The following is a 26,097-nucleotide window of genomic DNA, read 5'->3' on the forward strand; positions in this document are numbered from 1 at the left end:
GTGCTAAATGTCAATTCTGGTCTAACAGAGCCTTTTCTTTTGCGGCGGTCGCATCTTTCGTCTGCAAGGCAACTGCACCGGTGGGGGAACTGGTTTCTGCCGCGATTGCCGTTGCGGGGGCGATTCCCGCGACAAGTGCCGCGGAAAGGGCGATGCCCACAGTTGCTCGTCTTGCTCTTCTTGCGAGAATGTCGTTCATCTCGGCACCTCATTTCAAGGGTCGGCGACTAACTTGGTAGCACTAAGGTAAGTATACCAAGTTAGTCGACCCGACACTGGCTGGGTGTGCACGTGCCCCTCCGCTTCTTTGGAAACCGAACCCCATTAGAAATGACGAGTTGTTTACGCTTCTTTTGGGCTCACCGTACTATCATGATTCGAATTGAGTGTGAATGATGATAGGGAGCGCCTTCTATGATTGAGCTGCTCAGGCGTTTTGGTGGCAAGTTTCGCCGATATATGGTGATTGGCCCTGCGTGCAAGTTGATCGAAGTGATCTTTGACTTGCTTACGCCGCCGGTGATTGCCCAGATGATCGATAAAGGTATCGGTGCGCACGACGTGAGTGCCGTCGTCCACTACGGCATGGTGCTCGCCGCCATGGCTGTGATCGGCATCTCGTTTACGCTCGTCTGCCAAAAGATGGCGGCGCTCACCTCGCAGGGCATGGGTACTGACATTCGCGGCGCACTCTACAAGCACATTAATAAGCTGAGCTATGCCGAACTCGACCGCTTCGGCACGCCGTCGCTCATCACGCGCATTACCAACGACGTCAACCAGGTACAGCTCGCCGTGGCGCTGGGCGTGCGTATGCTCATCCGCTGGCCTTTCCTGGCGGTGGGTTCCATGGTCGCGGCCCTTGCCATCGACCTTAAGCTCGGCATCATCTTTTTGATTTGCACGCCCGCCATCGGCCTGGTGTTTTGGTTTGTCATGGCGCGCTGCATCCCGTACTACAAGCAGCTGCAGGCAAAGCTCGATCGCATCGCACTCATCTGTCGCGAGGGGCTTTCGGGCGCCCGCGTGGTCCGAGCCTTTGTGCGCGAGGATCACGAGCGTGAGCGTTTTGCCCAGGCAGCCGATGACCAGGCGCATACCGCCATCGCGGTGGGCAAGCTCTCGTCGATTCTTAATCCCGTCACGTTTTTGGTGATGAACCTGGGCGTGTGCGCCATCCTGTGGGTGGGCGGCGTCCAGGTCAACGTGGGCGAGCTCACACAGGGCCAGGTCATGGCGTTCGTCAACTACATGACGCAGACCCTGACCTCCATCGTGTATGTCGCCAACCTGGTCGTGGTCTTTACCAAGGCGAGCGCCAGCGCGTCGCGTATCAACGAGGTGCTCAATTGCGTGCCGAGCATCACCGACGAGGGCAACGAGCCGGTCGCGCTGCCCAAGCCGGGCAATGCCGCCCCAGTTCCCGCGCTGAGCTTTGACCATGCGAGCTTCTCCTTTGGCGCGGGCGCGGCAAATGCCGTCAACGATGTGACCCTGGAACTCCCACTGGGCAAGACGCTCGGCATTATCGGCGGCACGGGCAGCGGCAAGTCCACACTCGCCTCGCTTATCTCGCGCCTGTACGATGCGAGCACCGGCAGCGTGAGCGTGATGGGCTCCGACGTGCGTGCCTGGCCGCTCGATCAGCTGCGCCATGTGGTCGCAACCGTCCCGCAACGCGCGTCGCTGGTGAGCGGCACGATCCGCGGCAACCTGACCTGGCGTGACGAGTCGGCGACCGACGAGGAGCTCTGGGCGGCGCTCGATATGGCGCAGGCCAGCGAGTTCGTGCGCAACAAGCCCCAGGGCCTGGATGCTCCGGTCGAGGCAGGCGGCAAAAACTTTAGCGGTGGCCAGCGCCAGCGCCTGACTATCGCGCGTGCCCTGGTGGGCTCGCCGCAGATTCTGATCATGGACGACTCCGCCTCGGCGCTCGATTTTAAGACCGATGCGGCGCTTCGCCATGCCATCCGCGAGCGTAACGTGCACGGTGCCGCCGAGGGTGGGCTGCCGCTGACGACCGTCATCGTAAGCCAGCGCGTCTCGACCGTGCGCGATGCCGACATGATCTGCGTGCTTGACCACGGTTCGGTCGCGGGCTTGGGTACGCACGACGAGCTGTATGCGACTTGTCAGCTTTACCGCGAGATCTGCCAGTCGCAGCTTCGCCGCGAGGAGCTCGAGGGCCAGCAGGGGAGTGCCGCGTCCGCGTCCGCCCCAAGTGCCACGCCCGCCCCAATCGCCTCTGCATCCGCCTGCGCAAAGGAGGGCTGCTAAATGAATCCGTACACTTCTTCCGGGTCGGTCGCCACGATGACGGCCAACGTGTCCGGTAATGATAACCTCAACGACCTGGGAGACGGTCCGCGCCAGCCCGGCGACCCCGAGCGCTATCCCGTGGGCGCGGTGACCCGCCGCCTGCTGGGCTACGTCCGTCCGCATCGCATTTCGTTTACGGCGTCGTTTGTGAGCGCTGCCATCTCGGTGATCTTGCAGCTCTACACACCTATTCTCATCGGCGAGGGCATCGACCTCATCGTCGCGACGGGCCAGGTGGACTTCGATGCGCTGCTGCCGCTTGTCACCAAGCTCGCGATTGTCGTCGTAGGTGCTGCGGTTTTCCAGTGGCTGCAGGGCTATTGCGTTAACCGCTTGTCCTACGAGACGGTGCGCGACATGCGCGTGGAGGCGAGCGACAAGCTCAGCCGCATGCCGCTCAGCTTTATCGACAGCCATGCCCACGGCGACCTCATGAGCCGCGTGGTCAACGACGTCGATCAGGTGGGCGACGGTCTGCTGCAGGGCTTTACTCAGCTCTTTACCGGCGTCATCACCATCGTCGGTACGCTCGCGTTTATGCTTTCCATTAACCTGGCCATGACGCTCGTGGTGGTGCTCGTCACGCCGCTTTCCATCTTTGCGGCCGGCGCCATCGCAAGGCTCTCCAACAAGAGCTTTGCAGCCCAGCAACGCATTCAAGGCCGGCTCGGCGGCCATATCGAGGAGTATGTGGGCGAGCAAAAGCTCGTGGACGCGTTTGCCTACGGCCCGAGCGCTCAGCAGCGCTTCGATGCCCTCAACGCCGAGCTGTATACGGCAGGTGAGCGCGCGCAGTTTATGGGTTCGCTTTCCAACCCCGGTACGCGCTTTATCAACAACATCATCTACGCTGTGGTCGCCGTGATCGGCTGCGTGGGCGTGATCACGGGCGTGCCGGCGGCGCTCACGGTGGGCGGCGTGCAGATCTTCCTGTCCTACGCCAACCAGTACACTAAGCCGTTCAACGAGGTCACGAACGTCATCACGCAGATCCAGACCGCGTACGCCTCGGCGCGCCGCATGTTTGCGTTGCTTGATGCGCGCGAGCAGGAGCCCGACGCGGCGGATGCCGTGGAGCTTGTCGCCCCGCAGGGCGAGGTGACCTTTGAACACGTGGACTTTAGCTATGCGCCCGACCGCAAGCTGCTGCAGGATATCTGCATCGAGGCCAAACCCGGTACGCGCTTTGCCCTCGTCGGTCCCACGGGCTGTGGCAAGACGACGCTCATCAATCTGCTGCTGCGCTTTTACGATATCGATGCTGGGCGCATCGCGGTCGATGGTCGCTCCTCGCGTGACTACACGCGTGCGAGCCTGCGCCGCGCCTTTGGCATGGTGCTGCAGGACACCTGGCTGTTCGAGGGCACGGTGGCCGAAAACATTGCCTACGGTTGCCCCGATGCCACGCGCGAGCAGATTGTCGAGGCCGCCAAGCGCGCTCATGCGCACAAGTTTATCGTGCAGCTGCCAGGCGGCTACGATACGGTGATCGGCGAGGACGGCGGCACGTTTAGCCAGGGTCAAAAACAGTTGCTGTGCATCGCGCGCGTCATGCTCACCGATCCGGCGATTCTGCTGCTGGACGAGGCAACGTCGAGCATCGATACGCGTACCGAGCTGCAGGTGCAGGCGGCATTCGACGAGCTCATGGCCGGCCGCACGAGCTTTGTCGTGGCACACCGCCTGTCGACGATTCGCAACGCCGATTGCATCCTGGTAATGCGCGATGGCGAGATTATCGAGCGCGGCACGCACGATGAACTGCTCGCGGCAGGCGGCTTCTACGCCGAGCTCTACCGCAGCCAATTCGCCCAGTGAGGAAGCCCGTGGGGCAAATTAATCAATCGACAGACGGTGGTTTACATCTGTCACGTTAGTACTAAGATATTCATCTAATAAATTGCATTAGTGGCTTTAGTTTTGGGGGAAACGAGGCAACGTGACTATGACGTGCTCTTTGGTGGTTAACAGCAAGAGCGGTAATACCAGGATGGTTTCGGGCGCGATCAAGCGCGCTCTGCAGGCTGCGGGCGTTGAGTTTGTCCATGCCGCGGCGTTGAGCGACGATGCGGATGCAGATCAGGTTGCGCTCGAGGCGCAGGGCGCCTGCGCGGCCGACACGGTGCTCGTCGGTTTTTGGTGCGACAAGGGCGCGTGCACGCCTTCGGTCGCGGCGTTGCTCTCTGCCTTGCACGGCAAGCGCGTGTTCCTGTTTGGCACCTGCGGCTTTGGGGCCGACCAGAGCTATTACCAGCAGATTGTCGACCGCGTAACTTCCAATCTGGCCGAGGATGCCGAGCTTGCGGGCTGGGCGATGTGCCAGGGCAAGATGGGTCCCGCGGTTAAGCAGCGCTATGAGGCCATGCTCGAGCAAGATCCCGAAAACGCCCGATTTAAGATGCTGCTCGACAACTGGGTTGCCGCGAAGGACCATCCCACCAAGGAAGACCTGGACAACATGGCTGCAGCCGCCAAGAAGGCCGTGCTGGGAGAGTAGCTTCGCCGTTCGTGGTCCTTCGTGCAAAACAATACAAATGTGAAAGCCTCGAAATTCTCGGGGCTTTTTTCATGACACGAGGGCGCCCCTTTATTGATGGAAGGCCTAATAAGCTGATTGCTCTATGCCCGGATGTGTGCGGAGTGGGATGGGATTTCCGGATGGGTGGGGTTTCGGAAAATGCGTCCCGGAATTTGCCTTTGGAATGGGATGCGGTTTCCCGTTGAAGAGCTCTGTGGAAACTACATCCCAGTATTCGGTCGAGAAATGGGATGCCGTTTCCGGTTGAGGGCATTGGCGGAAAGTGCGACCCGGAATTTGTAGTCGGAGTGGGATGTGGTTTCCCAACGGGGCCACAAGCGGAAACCGCATCCCATTTCGCAAGCGAATTCTGGGACACGGTTTTCAGAGGGTTATGGGCTGCGAGCTACATGGGGCTGTCATAAAACTCCAGTAAAAGGGGTCGGAAATAAATGGCACTTCCAGCAATTATTTTTAATGTGGGGGGGGGTACCATTATTTTAGTTTCGCAAAAAATCGATTCCTCTATGGGGAAGTTGCGTAGGGGGTTAGTCACAGATATTGGATAAAACAGATTAATTTGGGGATAAATGACCACTTACGCCAAAATAAGTAGCATTTAGCGATAAAACATTGAAAAATGTGTAGCACATCGCTATGTTTTTATTACGAAAAGATTCCAAATTGGCTTATTTCGGACTCACTTTTCAAGCGCCTTGCGGTTCCTGTTGAAACTTGCTGACCTTTGGATGGGTCGAATAGGTCCTCAAGGGGTGTGAATTATCACTTTGACGGCGCGTAGACTCAAACGATTTATTGCACTTTTGAGTAGCTTGGCGATTGCGCTCGTCATGGCTCTTGCCGTTGTTTCTTTTGTCCCTCGTGCATTTGGATACACGCCCTATGCAGTGCTTTCGGGTTCTATGGAGCCCGAGCTACCCGTTGGCTCCATGGTGTTTGTTCACCAAGTTGATCCAACGGATATTGCCGTGGGTGACAATGCAACCTTTTACCGATCGGACGGTGCCGTGGTGACGCACCAGGTGTACGAGATCGACCCTGTGGCGCAGATGATCGGCACGCAGGGAATTGCGAACAAAAATGCAGACGGAAGCATCATGCACGATGCCGAGCAGACGCCTTTTTCGAGTGTTATCGGCACTGTTTCTTTTTGTGTCCCTTACCTGGGCTTCGTCAACGCATATTGCACGACGATGCCCGGTTTGCTTGTTGTGGTGGCCGTTCTGGCGCTGCTGATCGCGGCGTCGATAGTGCTCGATCGGATGGTTCCAGACGAGCCTGCGGGCAAGCATACCCGCGTGCATGCGAGGGAGCGGCGTTCATAGCGGCAGGGAAAAGCGTCGGCGGCGGTAGGGGCCGTTGCCGGGGAAAACGATTCTCGAAAGGAAGAGAACGATGGAAAACAAGAAGAAAAAGCGCTACGGCATCATTGCCGCCCTGTTGCTGTTGGTGCTGGCCGCCGGCGTGGGTACCTATGCATGGCTGACGGCTACTGCCGACCTGCACAACGTGTTTACGATTGGAAAAATCGAGGCTCCCGATAAGAAGCCTGATCCGGAAAACCCCGAGCAGCCTGGCACGGAGGCTGGTGGCGGTGCCTATCTGTTCGAGACCAAGTGGGACCCCAGCGCGGAGCACAAGATGATTCCGGGCTCTCCGATGGGCAAGAACCCGAACGTTGGTATTAAAAACGGTTCCGATGACGCTTTTGTGTTCATCTATGTAAAGAACGCCGTGGTCAAGAATAGTGCAGGTCTTGCGAGCACTCCTTACTTTACGCTCAACGCGAACTGGAAGCCGGTTTCTGCTGAACAGGTGACGACGAACGGCACCGAGGGACAGTACGTAAGCGGTCTGTTCATGTACGCCAAGGGTGCCGAGAACGGTCCCGTCGCCTTGGGTGCCAAGGAAGCAGCTAAGGATGTCTACACTGGCGAGCTCTTTAGCCAGGTGATGATCCCCGGTGCAATGAAGAGCGATGACGTTGTCTCGGGTGATGGCGTTAAGCCTGAGATTACTGTCTCCGCCTTTATTTTCGGTGCTGATCAGGCTGATGGCGCCACCAACGCAGCGGACAACGCCGTTGCTCAGGCCAAGGCCTGGGCTCAGACCAAGCAGTAACCCCACCCCCCCCCCACCGAGATCCCGGCCCGCTCCCCATCCCCATTTTCGGGCCGGGATCTCGGTCCCCCTTTGATCGACGATTGGCGAACGTAATGCTCAACAATCTTTCCGACAATCAGAAACGCACCTTGGCGCTTGCCGCGATGGCGCTGTTGGCCCTGGCGTGCCTGTGCGGCACGCTGGCTTTTACCGTTGATATGGTTCCGGTGAACAACGTTCTATCGTTTGGCAGCGTGAAGGTACGAGTCTGCGAATACACCCTCAACGAACAGGGCGAGGAGATTCCGTTTGAGCCCAACGAGCACGGGGACTATCCCGACACCAAGGCCAGTGGCTCTGATATCAGCCGCATTGTGCGCGTGGAGAACGCTGGAACGCAGCCTGAGTACGTTCGCGCGCGTCTGCGCATGACGTCGGTGGCGCCCGACGGTTCGAGCGCGGATGCTTCGGGCAGCGTTGCGTTTCATGTGAACGCAGGCGAGGGGTCCCCGTGGATCGATGGCGGCGATGGGTGGTACTACTACCGCGGATTGGCCGGGCGTGGCGGCACGCTCGACCCCGGCGCCATGACGGAAAGCCTCATGGACTCGCTGCGCTTTGTGGGCGACTACCACGATGCCGCGCGCGGCGGCTCATTCAGGCTCGATATCGATGTTCAGGCCGTGCAGGCCAAAAACCAGCAGGCAAGCGATACCGTCCTCGACGTGCTTGACGTCGCGGGCTGGCCGGAGGCGAACTAGCCTATGAAGATCAAGAACATGAACCGGGGCGTGCTTAGCAGGCTAGTTGCCGTCGCGGCGATTGCCCTTTGCTGCGTTATGGCGCTGCCAACGGTGGTGCATGCCGAGGACGTGCCCGAGAACACAAACGAATACCACATCAAAAACGCGAACGACTTTTTGGTGTACGTGGCGCTTTCGCGTGAGCGCGATACGTCCGGCTGGCGCGTTTATCTCGATAACGATATCGTGCTTAATGATGACGACATGAAGACCATTGTCTCGCACACCGTTAAGCATCTGTCGTTTGGCAACAAGGAGCATCCGTTTAAGGGCGTGTTCGATGGTCAAAACCACACCGTTGAGGGCCTGAGCTACGATAAAGACGCTTTTGACCCCGAGCGCGATACGGGATTTTTTGCCGAGACCAACGGTGCCACCATCAAAAACTTCCTGGTCAAGGACGCCAACGTGTGGGCGGACTTCCGCGGTGGCATTATCGTGGGCAAGGCCGTCAAAACGCGCTTCGAAAACGTTATGGTCATGGAGAGCACGCTGCACGTGACCTGCGCCAACAATGCTCTCAACCTCATTACCAACGCAGGCTTTGAGGGCGGTCTCATCGCCGGCGAGCTCGACGGCTGCACCCTCTACAACTGCGAGGTCCGTGGCGGCCGTGCCGTCAACAATGCGACCTCGGGCGTGCAGGCGCTCGGCGGTGAGGGTCTGTATATGGCGGCGTTTGCCGGCTACGTTAAGAACTCGACTATCGAGTACTGTCGCGTGACGCCGACGCGTAAGGACGACGGCTCGATTGCCGAGAAGGGCATGACCGACGTCACCAATAAGTACGACGTGGCCATTGGCGCCCTGGGCGGCAACAACGTGTACGCCTCGGGTTTTGTGGGCTGCATGGCGGGCGAGGCCAAGATTATCGACTGCTTCTCGACGGCGCAGTGCTACAGCTATGCCGCGTCGTACGTGGGCGTCGTCGCCGTGACGCGCGCGTGGACGGGTGGCTTGGCGGGTCGTATTCTAACCGAAAAGGGCAACGAGCTCGTTCGAAGCCATTTTGCGGGTGACTTGAGCTCGCGTCAGTACAATCCCATCGCCGTGATCCCCATCATTCAAAACGATGTGAACCTGGGCGGCATTGCCGCGCGTGCCAACAAGGATGATGCCACGGTCACCGAGTGCTACTTTAAGCCGAGCGTGAGCCTTTCTGGCAACAGCCAGGGCAACCCTGCCAAAAAGAAAATCCCCTCGTTTGGCGGCGATGGCACCACCAAGGGTGATGGCTATGGTCCATGGGATGACGAGCGCTACACCACGCGCGAGCTGTGGGAAGAGCACGACTACGACTTTTGTGCCGGCACCAAGCGCTCGACTGCTAACAACGGGGCCTTGGGTGGCTCGCACTTCAATGAGTGGGCGATGGATTACAAGCTGAATATTCCTGTGCATGGCCAGAGCGTTAAGGCGACGATCGATTTTCCCGGTGCGGGTACCGCGACCATCGAGGCAACCAAACTTGGTATTGAACAGAAGACCTCGGATCCGTACGCCTTTGCCGTGAGCGCCGTGCTGGCGGGAACGGCTCAGGGCTTGGCCCAGGGCGATACATCGGTGACGTTTGGGCAGGATACCTCCGCAAAGCCCAAGGGCTTGACCGATGCCAACGGCGGTTATCGCTTCATGGGCTGGTTCCGCGAGTCCGATGTGCGTGTGAATCGAATTGGACAAGACAACAGCTGGTTTGACGGCAAGACCGATGCCGATGCTGTGGCTGCTGGCAAGCAGGTCCAGAAGAGCGAGGCACACGAGCATACGTCGACCTATACCGCCGATAATGCCAAGGGGGTCGACGGTTTTAAGGGCAATGACCTGTTTATCGCTTCGTACGAGGCGCAGGTGCTGTTCTATAACGTCAAGGGTGAGATGCTCTCGTGGCAGAGCGGCGAGGCGCACGACAAGTCGACGGATTGGTACCGCTATGGTGTCGGTTTAACGCCGGTTGCCCCTGCGGACCGCGGCGCTCTATCTGCCAGCGCCACCTTTATTGGTTGGACGACGCAGCCGAGCGGTGAGGCCGAGATGCATGGCGGCTATGCGGCCATTACCTCGCCTGAGCTTGCCGAGCTAAAAAACGCCGGTGCGTTCTATCCTGCCGGCGCTGAGATCACTGTGCTTGGCCCTACCGATTTTTATCCGGTGTACACCGACTATGTGTCGAACATCATGACGGTGTTTGAGGGCAATGAGCGGGATGAGCTTGACGATAAGACCCAGCGCGCGGGCGTGGGCAAAACTGTCGTTAAGGTTGAGACTGCCGAGGATGGCACCGGTGTGTACACGGTGCAGGTGTGCGACGTGGACAACAAACCTTTATCTGAGGACGGTGCGCTGCCCGACGGCTACCGCTTCCTGGGTTGGTATGAAAACAAGCAGGCCGCCGATGGGTCCCAGGTCGAGGTGCGCGTAAGCCGTGACCCCAGCTACACACTCCCTGCCGATGTCGATCTAACTGTGCCACATACCTACATCGCCCGCTTTGAGTGCCGAGTGGATTATTACGTTCGGGCTTATACCAACCATGAGTTTACGGACAGCAAGCTACTTTGTTCCGTTTGGAATCGCTATCAAACGCCCTTTGAGGAAAACGTCGGTAGTACCTTCGTGCGTGAAAACGTCGTCCACTGGGGCCCGGAGCATGTTGACCACGGTATAAAGGATAGTTATGAAACGTGTGGCACGCGCTTCACGAAGGAAACCCTTGTCGTGAGTCCCCTTAACGCGTACTCGCACAACGTTAAAAACGATACGGGAGCCGATACTCTAAAAAACCTCTATGCCGATACCGATTTTCCAGGCGCTGCAACGCTAAGCGATACTTGGACTCCGGCTTCGCTGAACGTAACGGTCAAACCGGTGAATGATCGCTATCGCCTGAATTTTTGGACGCTTGAGCGCGATGGTGAATATTGGACATATGTGAAAAATCCCATCGAGAGCATGGTGCGTACAGATAAGAAGTACTACGTTCGCGCGATGATTACCACGGACGTTAATTTCTACAACAAGGGCGATAATGTCGTGAGGACTGCCACGCGGCGCTATGAGAGTAACTTGCTGCAGACCAAGGTGAACGGGGCGGATCCGACGTTCACGTATTACTACCCGCATGTTAATAAGTCGGTTAAAGTGGCCGAAAAGCCAGAAGATGGTGAGAAGGGATCGTATGAGAGCCCCCTGACCCTCGAAGCTTCCCCGACCGATGCCGACATGGCCGTGCCGGGCTATAAGTTCCTGGGCTGGATTTCGACCGCCGAGGTCCAGAGGGATTCTGACGTCTGGAAGTATATCTACGATGTCGAGGGCGATTCCTTCACCACTTCTGACCCGGATAAGGCCGAACCGTATCTGGTGAAACCAGATTTTAAGGTCACCCAGTGGCAGGATGCCTATCCGGTGTACGCGAAGTACGATGTTAGGTACACCACCAACCTGTATCGCGCCGGTTTTAAGGGTACTTCCGAGGTGAATGTTCCTAGGTATGACATCACCCCTAATCTCAATGTGGACACCGATCCTGCCACGGCAACGGTGACCCCTGATATCGAAACGACGGTATACAAGTCCGGCGGCGAGTTATATAAGCTAAATAAGGTCGAGGTCGAACTTCCGAATGGTGAGGTCAAGGAGCTCGATTCTGCCGACGGTAACTCATATTCCTATCAGGTGGAGCCCGGCGGGACCTATACATTTGTGGCGTACTATTCGCCGTTGGCGGTTGTGTACCATCTCAATGCCAGGGATGTGGACGGTAAGGTAGCCCAGCAGGGCGATTCTCTCGGCAGCCTTAAGGACGGCATCCCGCTGCCAACGTATAACGTCGGCGATATCGATGCTGCAACGAACGCATACAATGCCTTCGTGGGCTGGACGGAAACTAAGCCGGTAGCTGGCAGCGGTTATGTCGTTTGGTCGGACGGCGTTTCCATGGTGAATAAAAACACCGTGGTCAAGGCACCCATGGAGCTGTATCCGGTCTACCGTGCCAGCGCGGTACGTGTCCAATCGAATATCGATGACAATCTGGATAACCGCGGTTCCGTGCGTTATCTTTCGCGCACCGACTCTGGTGATCAAATTTCGCTGGAGGTAAAAGCCGCAACCGAGGTTGTCGGCATAGACGGCACCAAGTACGACTTTGTTGGCTGGTCGCGCGACTACGAACCCGATGGCAAATACACCCTGTTGACCGATGGCGAGAAGTATCCCCTCGAGGGCAGCGAGCCCTTTGAGAGCGTGGCCTACACCGCGGTGTACAAGACCGCGCCGTATAAGGTGCGCTATCACGGTGTCGACGGGTCGGTCATCTTTACGGCGACGGTCGACTCGAGCGACGAGCGCGCGACGGGCGCTGGCTTTGTCCATAACGTCGATGTTCCCAAGGTGAATGAGAGCGGCAACCCGGTCTATGACGACAACGGCAATCCTGTGATGGAGCAAAAATCCGTGGCGTACGACCCGGACGCCCACTCCAAGATCGTCGCGCTGCTCGATGAACAGGCTGCTGCCAATGGCGATAAGCGCGAGCTCTTCTTGGAGTGGCGATATGTGGGTGCCGATGGCACTGCAAAGTCTTGGGATGAGTTCAAGGGCGAGCCAGTCAAGGGTGACATGGACCTGTATCCTGTGACGTATCGCGTGGTTGCCAACGATACGTCTGATCCCGCGAGCCCCGTAACTATGACCGCGCAGCTTAAGTGGCTGCTCGATCCCGCCGCGGCCAACACCGTCGGTGACAGTGCCGACAATGCGCCGTTTAAGGTCTGCTTTGCCAAGCCGTTTATGGGGACGCAACTGACTGTTACGGTAACGCAGGCAAGCTACGGCCCTGGTGCAGAGGGCGTTTCTGCGGCGGAAAAGCCTGTGAACGGCAAGTTTGTCTCGCTCTACAGCCTTGGTTCGGGTGACGGCTCGTTCGACCTGGCCAACCGTCTGGAGTCCAAGAAGACGGGCGAGGGCGATCAGGGCCCCGGCAAAGCCGTGTTCAACTTTGCCCAGACTCATGCGCTGACGATCGTTAAAAAGACGACCGATGCCAGCGCTATGGGACAGACGTTCCGCTTTAAGGTGACGAAGACGGCGGAGGGAGCCTCTCCCGAGACGCGCGTGGTCGAGGTGAAGGTCGATAAGCAACAGCCGGAAAACGGTGAGACCTGGTATGTCGGCAGCGTGCAGTTCGCCGCTCCGGCGGGCACCTATACCGTCGAGGAAGACACGGCTTGGGCATGGCGCTACCAGGGTGAGCTGAGCACGCCTGGTAAGGCGCCCGGCAAATCTGCCGAGCTGACGATTTCGTCTGCCTCGAGCGCGGGCGATGCGGTGGTGACGTGCGTTAACACGCGCGCGAAGGACAAATGGGTCGATGGTGGCTCGCGTGCCAAGAATGTTTGGGAAAACGGCACGCTGAAGAAGGAGGACCAGGATGACTAAGCGCAAGCAAATCGTCGCCCTCCTTGTCGGCGTTCTTCTTTTGGCTGGCGCTGCCGGCACCTTTGCCTGGCTTTCGGTTACGGGCGTGCTGGTCAACGAGTTTGGCTTTGGTTCGGTGGCGCCCTCGGTAGACGAGAAGCTCAATGGCAACGTGAAGAGTGACGTCACGATTACAAACAAGGGCTCGGCTCCGGCATACCTGCGTGCTGCGGTGGATATCTACTGGCAGGACCAGGATGGCGCGCGCCTGTGGGATGAGCCGGTTGCGGGAACGGACTACGTTATTGAGTGGGGCAACGTGTCCGATGCGTCTGCTTCCAACAGCGCCTCGTCTTGGGTTGCCGCGTCCGACGGATTCTACTATTGGACATCTTCCGTTGCGCCGATGGACAAAACCGGCGTGCTCATCAAGAGCGTGACTGAGAGGAAGGCGGATGGCAAGAACCTGGTCGTCGACATTTCGACCCAGGCAATTCAGTCCACGCCCGATGACGCAGTTACAGAGGCATGGGGCTGTACGGTCAAGGATGGCGTGCTGGTGCCGCCGCATGGAGGTGCGTAAGTATGGCCTCTCCGATTCGTAAAGACGTTGCGTGTTTCTTGCATTGCGTGATGGCGGCAATCGTCTGCCTTATCGCGCTCGCCGTTCCTGCACGTGCGTTTGCTGACATTCCCACGATTGCCTATGACGGAAATGCACGCCAGCTAACGGTATCGGGAGCGACGGACTCCTCGGGGGAGCCCGATCTGTTTCCAGCCTTTAAAGATCTAATGCCCGGCGATGTACGCGAGCAACAGATTGGGGTTCGTGCCACGGGTGTAAAGTCCCAGGTACGTGTGTTTGTGCGGGCTGTTGTCGATCACGAGACGGCACATCTGCTGTCGCCCATTACCCTAACGGCGTCGGCGGCCGATGCGTCTGCCGGTTGGCTCCAGACGGGAACGCCGGGCAGCGTGTTTGCCTATCCCACGCAGGTCGCAACGTTTACGAGCGATGGCAGCACGGTACTCAATTTGCAACTAAGTGTCCCGACGTCGGTGGGCAACGAGCTTGCCGACGCAAACAAGGCAATTCGCTGGGAAATCACCGCCGAAGACGATGGCGAGAAGATCCCCGTACAACCTGCTGGCAGCAAGAAGCCCGGCTTGCTTGGTCTGGCGGCAACGGGGGACAACGCGCTCGCTTTGCTTTTGGTGTTGCTGGCGCTTGCCATCATCGCTTTTATAGCCGCGCTTCTTTTGTCCCGGAGGAACAAGCGCTAGGTCCATCTTCTAAACGCAACGCCCTCCTGGGCGGCGGGCACGAAGTTCCCTGCTCTACAGTCCTGCGCAAGACGAAGGCCACATTAAGTGGCCTTCTTTGCGTGCGGAACTCGCGATGAACTTCGTGCCCGCCGCCCGGGAGGGTGTCTCTTTATTGATAGAAGGCCTAATAAGCTGATGATTTCATGCCTGGATGTATACGGAGTGGGACGGGCTTTCCGGATGGGCGGGGTTTCGAAAAGTGTGTCCCAGAATCGGCGCTCAGAGTGGTCCCCACTTTCCGGTTGATGTCTTGTCCGGAAACTACGTCCCGGAATTAAGGCTTGGAATGGGATGCACTTTCCGCTTGAGAGCCTTAGCGGAAAGTGCGACCCGGAATTTACTCTTGAAGTGGGATGCGCTTTCCCAACAGGCCCTCAAGCGGAAACTGCGTCCCATTCCGAAGGCAGATTCCGGGACACACTTTCCGAATATAAAGAAGGCCACTTAATGTGGCCTTCAACTTATATATGTTGCGGATGCTTTCATGACAAGCCGCGCTTCAACACCGAGGCGTCTGCCCGGCGACGCGGAATGTAAGGTTCATCGCGAGTTCCGCACGCAAAGGAGGCCACTTAATGTGGCCTCCGTCTTGCGCAGGACTGTCCGAGCAGGGAACCTTATATGCCTCCGCCCGGACAGACGTTTCAGTTATGAACTCGCAGCTAGTCGCTACTTGATCTTGGTCGTGCCCGGTGCCAGGTTGGGGTCGGTCTCGTTGGCCTCGGTCTGGAAGTGCTCGGTGTACACGTTCTTGCCGTCGCGGAACATCTCGTAATACTGCATCTTGGCGTAATCCTCGCGCGCCTTGGTGGCGGCTGCGGCAGCGGCGTCGTCACCGGTGACGTTGGAGGAAAGCGCCCAACGCAGGCTGGCGTCCTCGTAGCCGACGGAGTTGATGGCGGGCAGCGACTCGCGCAGTGTCATATGCGCCTTCTGATAGTCGGAAAGCGGGGCGCCGATCAGCTGCATCAGCTGGGTGGACAGGTAGTTGGTGGACAGGTCGTCGACCTCACTCGTCTGGTCGCAACCGGCAACGTCGTAGTTGGCCCAGATGATGTAGTCAGTCTGCCACAAGCGCTCCTGATGCGTGGCGTCGTCCTCGTCGGTAAACCACTTATCGTTGAACTTGGACGGGAAGAACGGCTGATGGTCGCCCCAGAACACCACGACCACCTTGCGGTCGAGCTTGCTCAGGGCGTTGAGGAAGTAGCGCAGCGCCTGGTCGGACTGCTCGATGCACGAGACGTACTCGTCGACATCGGACAGCGTGCCGTCCTCGACGGTCTTGGCATCCAGGTCGGTCGTGTCGATGTTCAGGTGCATCTGCTTGTCGACCGGCAGCAGGCCCGTGTCGTAGCCCGAGTGGTTCTGCATGGTCACATCGAAGATGAACTGCGGGTCGGCGTTCTGGTCGAGCAGCTCCAGAATCTTGTCGTAGGTAGCCTGGTCGGTCACCATGCCGCGCAGGGTATCGGCGCCCTGGAAATCGTTGATGGACAGGAACTGGTCAAAGCCAAAATCCTTATAGACGTTCTCGCGGTTCCAGTTGGTGGCGTGGTTGGGGTGCATGGCCGTGGTGGAATAGCCGAGCGATTTGAACTGCTCTGCCAGGTTCCCGGTCGTCTCCATGTTGTAGATGGTGTAGGGGTACACGCCCGAACCCAGGTTGGCCATGGAGTTGCCGGTCATAAACTCAAACTCGGTATTGGCGGTGCCGCCGCCGTAGGCACTCACGTAGAGCTTGCCGCGGCTGAGGCAGTTGGACAGGTTCTTAAAGTACTGCGGGCCCTCGTAGCCGGCGCGCATGTTCTGGTAGATGGACAGGTCCGAGAAGGTCTCGTTCATGATGGCGATGACCGTGGGCTTCTCGCTGTCGAATTGCTCCTTTGCGGCGGCGCGCTCGTCGCTCTTGGCCGCGTCGGACTTGTCGTAGGCCTTGGCGTACTTTTTGAGCGTGGCCTTGGCATCGTCGACGGAGTAGTCGGCGGGTTTGGGCGGCTTGATGGACTGCGCTGCACTAATAAAGGCAGGCAGATAGCCCTCGCGCCAGTAGCTCTCGAGCGGGCGCCAGGTGTAGACGGTGATGCCGAGGGTATTGTAGTAGTCGATGAGGGTGACGTGCGCGGTCACGCCGCCCAGGCACAGCACCGCCACGAGCAGGTTGGTGAGCAGCATGCGCTTGGCGTTGGCGGCACCCTTCTGGCGATGCGGCGCGACCAGGCCGGCGTACTCGCACAGCAGCATGGCGATGGCGGTAAAGCTCATGGACAGCACGCAGAACAGCGAGATCGAGAAGGTGTAGCCGTTGCCGGCGACCGCGGCGGCGGTGGAGATGGCCGAAAGGTCGCCCGGCTGGATCGGCATGGATTTAAACGTGATGACGAAGAACTCGGCAATGCCCAGGACAAAGAGGGCAAAGGCTAGGACGGCCGGTGCTGCGCCGTGGCGCTGGAACAGGAAGAACAGGCCGACCATGAGCACGGTGATGATGGCCCACTCGAGCAGGATGCACAGGGGGTAGACCCAGGTAAAGTCGTGGTTGGACGAGACCTCCATGCCCAGCAGCGCAAAGACGCCGGCGAGCAGCAGGCACAGGACGGCGGCGACGAGCGGTTTGCCCACAAAGGCGCCGCGCAGGCGGGCGAGCTTGCCAGTGGGGGCGGGAGCGTCGGCCGAGGCGAACGCAAAGACGCGCGGTGCGATGCGGTCGCGGGCGATGCTGGCCCAAGCGCATCCGGTGAGAATGGCGTTGGTCAGGATGAGCATCACAAAGGCGAGCGGCTCGTTTTGAGCGACGAGGCCAATGGCGCCCCAAATGGTCAAAAAGAGCTGGAACAGGCCGAAGGCGACGCTCCACCCAAGAGCGCTTTTGGCAACGGTGCCCGACTTTGCGCAAATGGCCTTGGCCTCGCGCAAGACAAGGTAGACGGTCGCCGCAAGACCGACGAGCGAGATGGCGGCAGCGAACATGCTGAGACTCCTCACAAACTAAAACCTACGAAAGCGGGGATTTACCCGATTGTTACCAAGATATGCGCAGCGATTGGTGGCCGCGCACAACAACCAGCCATATTAACGCGCGCGTGTGGCGGTGTGACGCAATGTAGTGGCGACCTGCGCGATAATGGACGGGAATTACACGGAAACGTAAAGGCTTCTTAAAGAATTAGCGAGGATGAGGCGATGGACGAGCAGGTTTGCACCAAGGCTGTGGATACGTGTGGCTATCCGGTCGAGACGACGGGCAACGCGGTGCTGGACACGTTGGAGCACCGTTCCTCCACGCGCGCCTTCGCGCGTGATGACGACGACCGTCCCGTGGCGGTGACCGACGAGCAGCGTGCGGCGATTTTGCATGCGGCGAGTCGCGCGCCGTCGGCGGGCGCCATGATGATGTATTCCATCGTGAGCATTCGCGAGCAGGCTACGCTGGACCGTCTGGCTGACCTGTGCGACCACCAGCCCATGATCGCCAAGGCGCCCTGGGCACTTATATTTGTGGTCGACTATGCCAAGTGGATTGATCTGTTTGAGCACGTGGGCTGCTTTGAGCCCGAGTTTGTCGAGCGCACGGGCAAGGCGCCCCGTCGTGCACCGGGTCTAGGCGACTTTGCCATCGCGGCGCAGGACGCCGTGATCGCCGCGCAAAATGCCGTGGTTGCCGCCGAGGCCCTGGGCCTGGGGAGCTGCTACATTGGCGACATCGTGGAGAACGCCGAGGAAGTTGCCGAGCTGCTCGATCTGCCGCCCTATACCATGCCGCTATCGATGCTCATCATCGGCACGCCCCGCAAGGAACGCCCGGCGATCGCGCATCCCGTGGTGAACCTGGTGCACGAGGAGCGCTATCGCCGCGCCGATACCGCGACCATGGACGCGCAGGTGGCCGAGATGGATGCGATGTTTCGCCTGCACGCCCGCGAGGTGGGGGAGCGCGTCGTGGATATCTACACCCGCAAGCACACGAGCCCCTTTATGGCCGAGATGAGCCGCTCCATGGAGTGGTGGTTCAAAAACTGGCTCGGAAAATGACGAATGCGACAAAGGGGGCGTCCCTTTGTCACATTCCATATCGCCGCGGTGGCCTAAAGACTGTATAAATCTTTATCTAGCTGGGAAAACAGTGCATTAAAACATGGGCCGATTACCTATAATCCCTTCGAACATTAAAGTTGGGAGGAAACCGGCTTATGGAACAAAAGGCCAAGGAGGCAGCCTCGCACGCTGCGATTCCTGTGAGCATCTCGGCGATGCTCGTCACGCTGGGCGTGGTGTACGGCGATATCGGCACCAGCCCCATGTATGTAACCAAGGCGCTCGTTGCCGGCAACGGCGGCATCGGAAGCGTCACGGAGGAGTTCGTGCTCGGCGCGCTCTCCCTTGTCGTGTGGACGGTCACGCTGCTGACCACCATCAAGTATGTGCTCATCTCGCTGCGCGCCGATAACCATGGTGAGGGCGGCATCTTTGCCCTGTACAGCCTGGTCAAGCGCTGCGGTAAGTGGCTTATCATCCCCGCCATGCTGGGTGGTGCCGCGCTGCTCGCCGACGGCATCCTGACGCCGGCTGTTACCGTTACCACGGCCATCGAGGGCCTGCGCACCATCCCGGCGGTCCATGCCGTGCTGGGCGATGACCAGGGTCGCGTCGTCGCGATTACGCTCGCCATCATCATCGTGCTCTTCTTGGTGCAGCGCATCGGTACGGCCAAGATCGGTCACGCCTTTGGCCCCATCATGACGCTGTGGTTCCTGTTCCTGGGCGGCACGGGTCTGTTCTTTGTCTTACAGCACCCCGCCGTGCTGCTGTGCCTCAACCCGGTGCGCGGCATCGCCTTTTTGTTGAGCCCCAACAACCACGCGGGCATCATGATTCTGGGCAGCTGCTTCCTCGCCACCACCGGTGCCGAGGCGCTCTACTCCGACATGGGCCACGTCGGCCGCGGCAACATCTACGCTACCTGGCCGTTCGTTAAGTGCTGCCTGCTGCTGTCCTATATGGGCCAGGGCGCTTGGCTTATGAACAACGCTGCCAACCCCGAGCTCATGGGTATCGCCGACCTCAACCCCTTCTACCAGATGCTCACCCCGGGTCTGCGTCCCTTTGCCGTCGGCCTTTCCACCGTCGCGGCCATCATTGCCTCGCAGGCGCTCATCACCGGCGCATTCTCGCTGGTGTCCGAGGCCAGCCGTCTGGACCTCATGCCGCACATGCAGGTCTTCTACCCTGCCGAGACCAAGGGCCAGCTCTACATCCCCATGGTCAACAACGTCATGCTTGTCGGCTGCGTCATTGTGGTGCTGCTGTTCCAGAACTCGGCGCATATGGAAGCCGCCTACGGCCTTGCCATTACGCTGACTATGATGTGCACCACGCTGCTGCTCTTCTTCTACCTGCACGAGGAGCGCAAGCTCAAGGTCGCGCCGTGGATCTTCGCGGCCTTCTTCCTTTTGCTCGAGGGCTTCTTCTTCGTGAGCTCGCTCACCAAGTTCTTCCACGGCGGCTATTTCACCATCCTCATGGCTGCACTCATCATGGGCATTATGGTGTGCTGGTACAACGGCACGGCGGTCGAGCAGCGCCAGTTTACGCTGCTGCCGCTGCGCAGCTACCTGCCGCAGCTCAAGCGCCTGCGCGACGACGACCGTTACGAGCGCCTGAGCGACAACATCGTGTACCTGACCAAGGACACCCATACCGATTACATCGACCGTGATATCGTCTACTCGATCTTGGACAAGCATCCCAAGCGCGCTCGCGCCTGGTGGTTCGTGAATGTCGAGACCATGGACGAGCCGCATACCTTTGCCTATTCGGTCGAGACGTTCGGCACCGACTATGTTTTCCGCGTGCATCTGTACCTGGGCTACAAGATTAACCAACGCGTCAACGCCTACCTGCGCCAAGTTGTTCAGGACCTGGCTGCCACCGGCGAGCTGCCGTCGCAGACGCACGACTACTCGGTCTATAAGGATCCGGGCAACATCGGCACGTTCAAGTTCGTCATGATCCGTAAGCTGCTGGCGCCCGAAAGCGATGTGGAGCCGAGCGAGCGCACGGCCATCACGCTCAAGTACATCATCCGCCGCGCCGCCGGCACGCCCGCGCGCTGGTACGGCCTGGAGAACTCCAACGTGAGCTTTGAGTACGTGCCGCTGTTCACCAAGTTTAAGGCCGTGAGCAAGATGCAGCGCCTGGCCCCCAACGAGCGTCCGTAGGCGCCGACGGGTTGCATGGAGCTGGTTTTCGATGGACAAAACTAAAGCCGGGGAGTTAAACATGGATGCAAGGACACTCGACGTCCTCGAGGCGGGTATCGACGCCGCCGAAGATCGGTTCTTTACGAATCGGGCCAACATGGACATGGTCGATCGCGTGATTTCGATCGTGGCATTGGTATTTGGAGCGGTGTGCGTGTGCGCCCTGCTCGCGCACGTGCTGTTTGTCTAACGACCGCAGGCTGTAAAGGCTATACACTTGGAACCACCACAAGGGGAAACCACCACAAAGGTGCCTGTCCCCTTTGTGGTGGTTTTTGTTTTTGAGAGAGGGACGGGGCGCTGATGGACGTCCATGCGGACGGCGATATTGCCGAGAACTTTTGGTGGCGGCGCACGACGCTGACGCGTCGCAGCCCTCTGTATGACGCCTGCGTATCGGCGGGGCTGCTGGTCGCGGCGACGATTGTGGGCGCGCTGCTCGACCATCCGGGTCTCGCGCCGAGCATCATGATCGTCTATGTGTTCGCCGTGCAGCTGTGCGCGTTCTTTACCTGGAGCCGCCTGTATTGCTTGCTGAGTTCGGCTGCCGCCGTGGCGCTCTACAACTTCCTGTTTGTCGACCCGCGCTACTCGCTGTCGTTTATCGACCGCGTCTATCCCGGCATGTTCTTTATCATGTTTGCGGTCTCGCTCGTGTCGAGCTCGATTTCGCTTGCCCTACGCCGTGCCTTAGCGCAGGCCGCCGCCAGCGACCGGCGCACGCAGATGGTGCTCGAGACCAACCGTATGCTGCAGCGCTGCGCCGGTCAGCAGCAGATTGTCCATGCTATGGCAACGCAGCTGGCGCGTCTTTCGGGCTGTCCTGTCGTGTGGTACAGCGCCGACGCCGAGGGCGATGACCTGCTGCCGCGTGCGACATACACGGCCGTGGGCGATGTCGCGCCGGTGCATGAACTGGCGCCGCAGATGCCGCCGCGGCTCTCGGCGTCCGCCTATGTGGGAACGCCGCTCGATGCCACCTACGGCGCCTCGGCGTTCTACGGCATCTACCTGACCGTGCGCTCGGGCGACACCATGGTGCGCGCGGGCGATCCCGCCTCGGTGGTGGGCGTGTTGGCTATCGTTGCCGAGCCCGACGTGCTGACGCACGAGGAGCGGACACTTGCCGATGCCATCGTGAGCGAAGGCGAGCTGGCACTCGATCGCGCCCGCGCCATGGAGGCCCGCGAGGAGGCGGCGGTGCTTGCCAAAAATGAGCAGCTGCGCGCCAATCTGCTGCGCTCCATCTCGCACGATCTGCGCACGCCGCTTACCAGTATTTCGGGTAATGCCGACGTGCTGCTCGATCAGGGTTCGACCGGCACCGCGGTGCTCGATGCCCAGACGCGCCGCGGCCTGCTGCTATCCATTCGCTCGGATGCGCTGTGGCTCAACGCCACCGTCGAGAACCTGCTTGCCATCACCAAGCTCGAGGGCGGCGGCATGCATCTGTCGACAACGCTCGAGCTTATGGACGATATCGTCGAGGAGGCACTGCGCCATGTAAATCCGGCCGTGCGCGAGCACGACCTTAAGGTGGTGGCGTGCGATGAGCCGGCGCTCGTCAACGTCGACGCGCGCCTGATGGTGCAGCTGGTGGTAAACCTGGTGAACAACGCCATCACCTATACGCCCGAGGGCTCGCATATCGTGATCTCGATTGACGTCAACGGCGGCCGCGTGGCGTGCTCGGTTGCCGATGACGGGCCGGGCATCGCACCCGAGGACCGCGAGCGAATCTTTGAGTCGTTCTACACCGCCAACCACGGTCTTGCCGACAGCCATCGCAGCGTGGGCCTGGGTCTTTCGCTCTGCCGCTCCATTGCGTTGGCGCATGGCGGTAGCATAGAGGTTGCCGCGGCGGACCCGCACGGCTCGGTCTTTACGATTGAGCTTCCCGCCGCCGATGTTTCGTTTGATAAGGAGTAGCGCCGTGCCGAACTCTGCCGTGAAACCGCTCATCTTGGTCGTTGAGGACGATCCCGCCGTCCGCAACCTTATCGTCGCCGCGCTCGAGGCGCACGGCTTGCGCCATATGGCTGTGGAGACCGCCCACGCCGCCATCGCCGCCGCCTCGTCGCAGGCACCGAGCATTGTGCTGCTCGATCTGGGCCTACCCGATATGGATGGCGTCAAGGTGGTGGAGTCGGTGCGCGCATGGTCGGGCATGCCGATCATTGTGGTCTCGGCGCGCAGCGAAGACGCGGACAAGATCCGCGCACTCGATGCCGGTGCCGACGACTACCTGACCAAGCCGTTTTCGGTCGAAGAGCTGCTCGCGCGCATTCGCACGACGCTCAGGCGCCTTTCGTATGCGCAAACGGGCGGTGTTGCCTCCGAGGGCTCGTTCGATACCGGTGAGCTGCATATCGATTTTGACGCCGGCATCGCCACGATGGATGGCGAGGAGCTGCACCTGACGCCGATCGAGTACAAGTTGCTCTGCTTGCTGGCACACAACGCCGACAAGGTGCTGACGCACCAGTTTATATTGCACGAGATTTGGGGTACGGCGACCAAGAGCGATCTGGCGAGCCTGCGCGTCTTTATGGGCACGTTGCGTAAGAAGATCGAGTCCGACCCCGCGCATCCGCGCTATATCCAAACGCACGTGGGCATTGGCTACCGCCTAGTCATCCAAGGCTAGATCGCCAACCACCATCCCAATATGAGTTGCGGTGAAATACGGTCTAAATTTGCCTAATTCCAGGCAAAACAGTCCGTATTCCACCGCAACTTTGTTATTTGCCCTTGGGCTTGCTGGCGTAGAACTTCTTCTTTTTGGGCTTGCCGGCGGGGGAGGGTTTGCCGGCAAAGTTGGACTTGCCGTTGCCGGCCTGCGCGTGCGCGGGTACTGTCACACGGGGCTTGCGGGCCTCGGGGTTGCGCAGTTCCTCGACGCGCTCGGCAATTTCCTCGGCGCAAAAGCCGACCTCGGCCATGGCGTCCTCGATGGGCAGGCGGCGCACGATATAGCAGTGGTGCACCTTCTGGTTGCGTGCGAAGTCCTCGGGGATGGTCTGCGCCGTAATGTCCTCCAACACCACGCCCGCGCGGGCGAGCTTGCGCGTCTCGGGGCGGAAGCCACGCAGGTTGCAGCTAAAGATGGCATGGCCGCCCTGCGCGAGCAGGCGCGATACGCCGGCCAACAGCTCAACATGGTCGCGCTGAACATCCCAGGTGCGACGGCCCATCTTGGACGAGTTCGAGAACGTGGGCGGGTCGACAAAGATCAGGTCCCAGCGGTTGCGCGTCTGGCGCTGGTCGCGAATCCAGGCGAGCACGTCGTCGCGCACAAAGTGATGCTGCGGCCCCACAAAGCCATTCTGGCGCATGTTGCGCTCGGCCCAGTCCAGATAGGTGTTGGAGAGGTCGACCGTCACGGTCTCCTCGACGCCGCCGTCTGCCGCATAGCAGGTGGCGGTGCCGGTGTAGGCAAACAGGTTGAGGAAGCGACGCGCATGCTTGGCGTGCTCGCGCACCAGGTTGCGCGTGACGCGGTGATCCAGGAAGATGCCCACATCCAGATAGTCGTCAAAGTTGACGGCAAAGGTGAGCCCGCCCTCTTCGATGAGCGGGAGGCGACGGCGCGCGATATTGGCGCGCTCGCCCGATGCGCCCTTGCCGGCACCCTGCTTGCCGTACTGCGAGCCGCCGCGCGAGCGCATGCGGGCCTTGGCGTGCACATGCTCGGCTGGGACATCTAGGATGCGCGGCGCGATGGCCAGAATATCGAGCATACGGGCCTGGGCCAGTGCGGGGTCGATGGTCTTGGGCGCGGCGTATTCGGCGATGACGAGCCAGCGGCCCGGAGTCTGTGGACAACCCTCGTACAGATCGATGGCGGCGGAGTAATCGGGCAGGTCGGCATCGTAGACGCGGTAGCAGCTCACGCCCTCGCGCTTTGCCCACTTGCGACGCAGGCGGGCGTTTTTGCGCAGGCGGTTGGCGAACTGCTCCGACTCGGGGATGAGCACGGGCAGCGGCTTGCCGTCGCCCAGGTCGAGCATGGCGGCAGGCTCGGGCATGGGGATATTGGCGGCTTCGTCTTGGGCAGCTGCGGCCTGCTCCTCGGCATTCGCACTGGTCGCAGCTTCGAATGCCGCGGCGGCGTGGTCGAGAGAAGGCCAGACTTCGACGGTCGCCTCTTCGTTGTTGGGCATGACGGCGATGGAGCGCTCGGGCTCGGCGTGGAGCGCGCGGGCCAGCAATCCGTCGCGGGTGAGTGCGGCGACCGGTGCCGCGGCAAGCTCGGGCGCGCGGCGCAGCTCGCCGATGAGCGTCATGGCATCGTGCATGAGCGAAAGCGGCGTCTCGGTCGTATCCGCGACCACGGCGGCGCCGGCGACAGCGCCTGCATGGTCCAACACGGTGGCTGGCTTGGCAGCGCAAAAGTCGACAAAACGCTTGTAGCCGGCGCACTTGACCATGCGCTCGGCAGTCTTGCGGGCGGCGGGGTCGATGTCTACGGCCACGATGCGCGCCTGTCGCTCGCGTGCTGCCGTCTCGCGCTCGCGCGCCTCGGCAAGCAGTTGCTTCCACAGGGCGGCGTCGTGCAGCTGCCAGCCCTCAAAGCCCCAGTGCTCGCGTGCGGTACCCGGGGCGCGGTCGGTCAGAATGTTCACGGCCTCCAACAGCAGACCGCCGCCGGCGCATGAGGCGTCGATCAGCGTGGGCAGGGCTTCGTTTTCGTAGTCGTCGGCCGTCAGCTCGCGCTCACATAGCGCGGTCCAGCCGACCTGCGCCAGCACCAGGGCGGCGTAGTCGGGGCGCAGCACGTGCGCGCCCTCGCCGGCGCGGGTCGCTGCGGGCGGCAGGCGCTTGAACAGCGGGTCACCCGAAAGGTCCAGGCTGATGCTCGCGCGGCGCTGACGCAGCGAAAGCAGCAGGTGAACGTCGGGATCGGCGGCGTCGACATCGGCGCGACGGCCCGTGGTCTCGGCCAGGCGGTCGCACAGTGCGTCTTTGGCGCGCAGGGCCGAGAAGCGCGTGTTGCGCAGCTGCTCGGTCACGCCGCGGGCGGTAATGGCGATGGTGGCGCCGGGGCGGACGATGCTTTCCCAGGCGATGTCGTAAACGCCGTCGTACAACTCATCGGCATCCTGCGCCTCAAAGCGCCCAAGGACCACAAACACGCGACTGGCCAGGCGCGACCACAGACAGGCGCGGTAGCCTTCTTCGAGCTCGCCCTCAAATGTAGCGCGGCCCTTTAAGCGGCGGACATGCGAAAGACCGAGGCGTTTAAGCTCATCGGCGAGTGCGGACTCAAAGCCCTCGGGGCAGCTTGCGTAAAATTCCATGGGTGACCTCTCTGGTTGCGTCGCTCCAT

The 26,097-nt window shown here is 60.2% G+C and carries 17 protein-coding genes; 14 read left to right on the top strand and 3 right to left on the bottom strand.

The genetic code is table 11. The features are described 5' to 3' along the window. Positions 1-10: 10 nt before the first annotated feature. Positions 11-199 carry a hypothetical protein gene (locus DWX39_RS02630; RefSeq protein WP_117758418.1) on the bottom strand — a complete coding sequence of 63 codons (189 nt, stop codon included), beginning with the start codon at positions 197-199 and terminating at the stop codon, positions 11-13. A 215-nt stretch (positions 200-414) separates the two neighbouring features. Here DWX39_RS02630 and DWX39_RS02635 point away from each other — a divergent pair, with 215 nt between their 5' ends. The 9 genes from DWX39_RS02635 (at position 415) to DWX39_RS02675 (ending at position 14,466) form a co-directional block, all read left to right on the top strand. Further along, positions 415-2,277: an ABC transporter ATP-binding protein gene (locus DWX39_RS02635; protein ID WP_117758419.1), complete on the top strand. Its 1,863-nt coding sequence runs from the start codon at positions 415-417 to the stop codon at positions 2,275-2,277. Beyond that, positions 2,278-4,137: an ABC transporter ATP-binding protein gene (locus DWX39_RS02640; RefSeq protein WP_117758420.1), complete on the top strand. Its 1,860-nt coding sequence runs from the start codon at positions 2,278-2,280 to the stop codon at positions 4,135-4,137. Positions 4,138-4,264: 127 nt separating this feature from the next. Further along, positions 4,265-4,816 carry a flavodoxin family protein BilS gene (gene bilS, locus DWX39_RS02645; RefSeq protein WP_117758421.1) on the top strand — a complete coding sequence of 184 codons (552 nt, stop codon included), beginning with the start codon at positions 4,265-4,267 and terminating at the stop codon, positions 4,814-4,816. Positions 4,817-5,661: 845 nt separating this feature from the next. Then, complete coding sequence (locus DWX39_RS02650; RefSeq protein ID WP_255413518.1) at positions 5,662-6,183, top strand: signal peptidase I; 522 nt, start codon at positions 5,662-5,664, stop codon at positions 6,181-6,183. Between the two features lie 70 nt (positions 6,184-6,253). Continuing rightward, positions 6,254-6,979, top strand: coding sequence for a SipW-dependent-type signal peptide-containing protein (locus DWX39_RS02655; RefSeq protein WP_117758423.1), 726 nt, complete (start codon positions 6,254-6,256; stop codon positions 6,977-6,979). A 95-nt stretch (positions 6,980-7,074) separates the two neighbouring features. Next, positions 7,075-7,722, top strand: a complete 648-nt coding sequence (locus DWX39_RS02660) for a hypothetical protein (RefSeq protein WP_117758424.1) — start codon at positions 7,075-7,077, stop codon at positions 7,720-7,722. 3 nt (positions 7,723-7,725) lie between these two features. Next, positions 7,726-13,203, top strand: coding sequence for a hypothetical protein (locus DWX39_RS02665; protein ID WP_117758425.1), 5,478 nt, complete (start codon positions 7,726-7,728; stop codon positions 13,201-13,203). Next, the gene (locus DWX39_RS02670; protein ID WP_117758426.1) at positions 13,196-13,765 is read left to right on the top strand and encodes a hypothetical protein; all 570 of its coding nucleotides are present in this window, start codon (positions 13,196-13,198) and stop codon (positions 13,763-13,765) included. Before DWX39_RS02665 ends, DWX39_RS02670 begins: the two co-directional genes overlap by 8 nt. Positions 13,766-13,767: 2 nt before the next feature. Beyond that, positions 13,768-14,466, top strand: coding sequence for a hypothetical protein (locus DWX39_RS02675; RefSeq protein WP_117758427.1), 699 nt, complete (start codon positions 13,768-13,770; stop codon positions 14,464-14,466). 711 nt (positions 14,467-15,177) lie between these two features. Here DWX39_RS02675 and DWX39_RS02680 read toward each other — a convergent pair. Continuing rightward, positions 15,178-17,478 (bottom strand): LTA synthase family protein, encoded by a 2,301-nt coding sequence (locus DWX39_RS02680; protein ID WP_117758428.1) that lies wholly within the window; start codon positions 17,476-17,478, stop codon positions 15,178-15,180. Between the two features lie 213 nt (positions 17,479-17,691). On the opposite strand from DWX39_RS02680, the gene DWX39_RS02685 reads away from it, so the two are divergent. The 5 genes from DWX39_RS02685 to DWX39_RS02705 all read left to right on the top strand — a co-directional run bounded on the left by DWX39_RS02685 (position 17,692) and on the right by DWX39_RS02705 (position 23,415). Beyond that, entirely contained in the window at positions 17,692-18,540 is an 849-nt protein-coding gene (locus DWX39_RS02685) for a nitroreductase family protein (protein WP_117758429.1), read from the top strand. Between the two features lie 158 nt (positions 18,541-18,698). Beyond that, entirely contained in the window at positions 18,699-20,726 is a 2,028-nt protein-coding gene (locus tag DWX39_RS02690; protein WP_117758430.1) for a KUP/HAK/KT family potassium transporter, read from the top strand. Between the two features lie 61 nt (positions 20,727-20,787). Next, complete coding sequence (locus DWX39_RS10965; RefSeq protein ID WP_158561603.1) at positions 20,788-20,958, top strand: hypothetical protein; 171 nt, start codon at positions 20,788-20,790, stop codon at positions 20,956-20,958. Between the two features lie 113 nt (positions 20,959-21,071). Continuing rightward, positions 21,072-22,697 (top strand): ATP-binding protein, encoded by a 1,626-nt coding sequence (locus tag DWX39_RS02700; RefSeq protein WP_117758432.1) that lies wholly within the window; start codon positions 21,072-21,074, stop codon positions 22,695-22,697. A gap of 4 nt (positions 22,698-22,701) precedes the next feature. Further along, complete coding sequence (locus DWX39_RS02705; protein WP_195919844.1) at positions 22,702-23,415, top strand: response regulator; 714 nt, start codon at positions 22,702-22,704, stop codon at positions 23,413-23,415. A gap of 94 nt (positions 23,416-23,509) precedes the next feature. Here DWX39_RS02705 and rlmKL read toward each other — a convergent pair whose 3' ends face one another. Continuing rightward, positions 23,510-26,068 (bottom strand): bifunctional 23S rRNA (guanine(2069)-N(7))-methyltransferase RlmK/23S rRNA (guanine(2445)-N(2))-methyltransferase RlmL, encoded by a 2,559-nt coding sequence (gene rlmKL / locus DWX39_RS02710; protein ID WP_117758434.1) that lies wholly within the window; start codon positions 26,066-26,068, stop codon positions 23,510-23,512. Positions 26,069-26,097 lie beyond the last annotated feature (29 nt).

The organism is Collinsella sp. AF19-1LB (assembly GCF_003459655.1).
Lineage (GTDB): Bacteria > Actinomycetota > Coriobacteriia > Coriobacteriales > Coriobacteriaceae > Collinsella.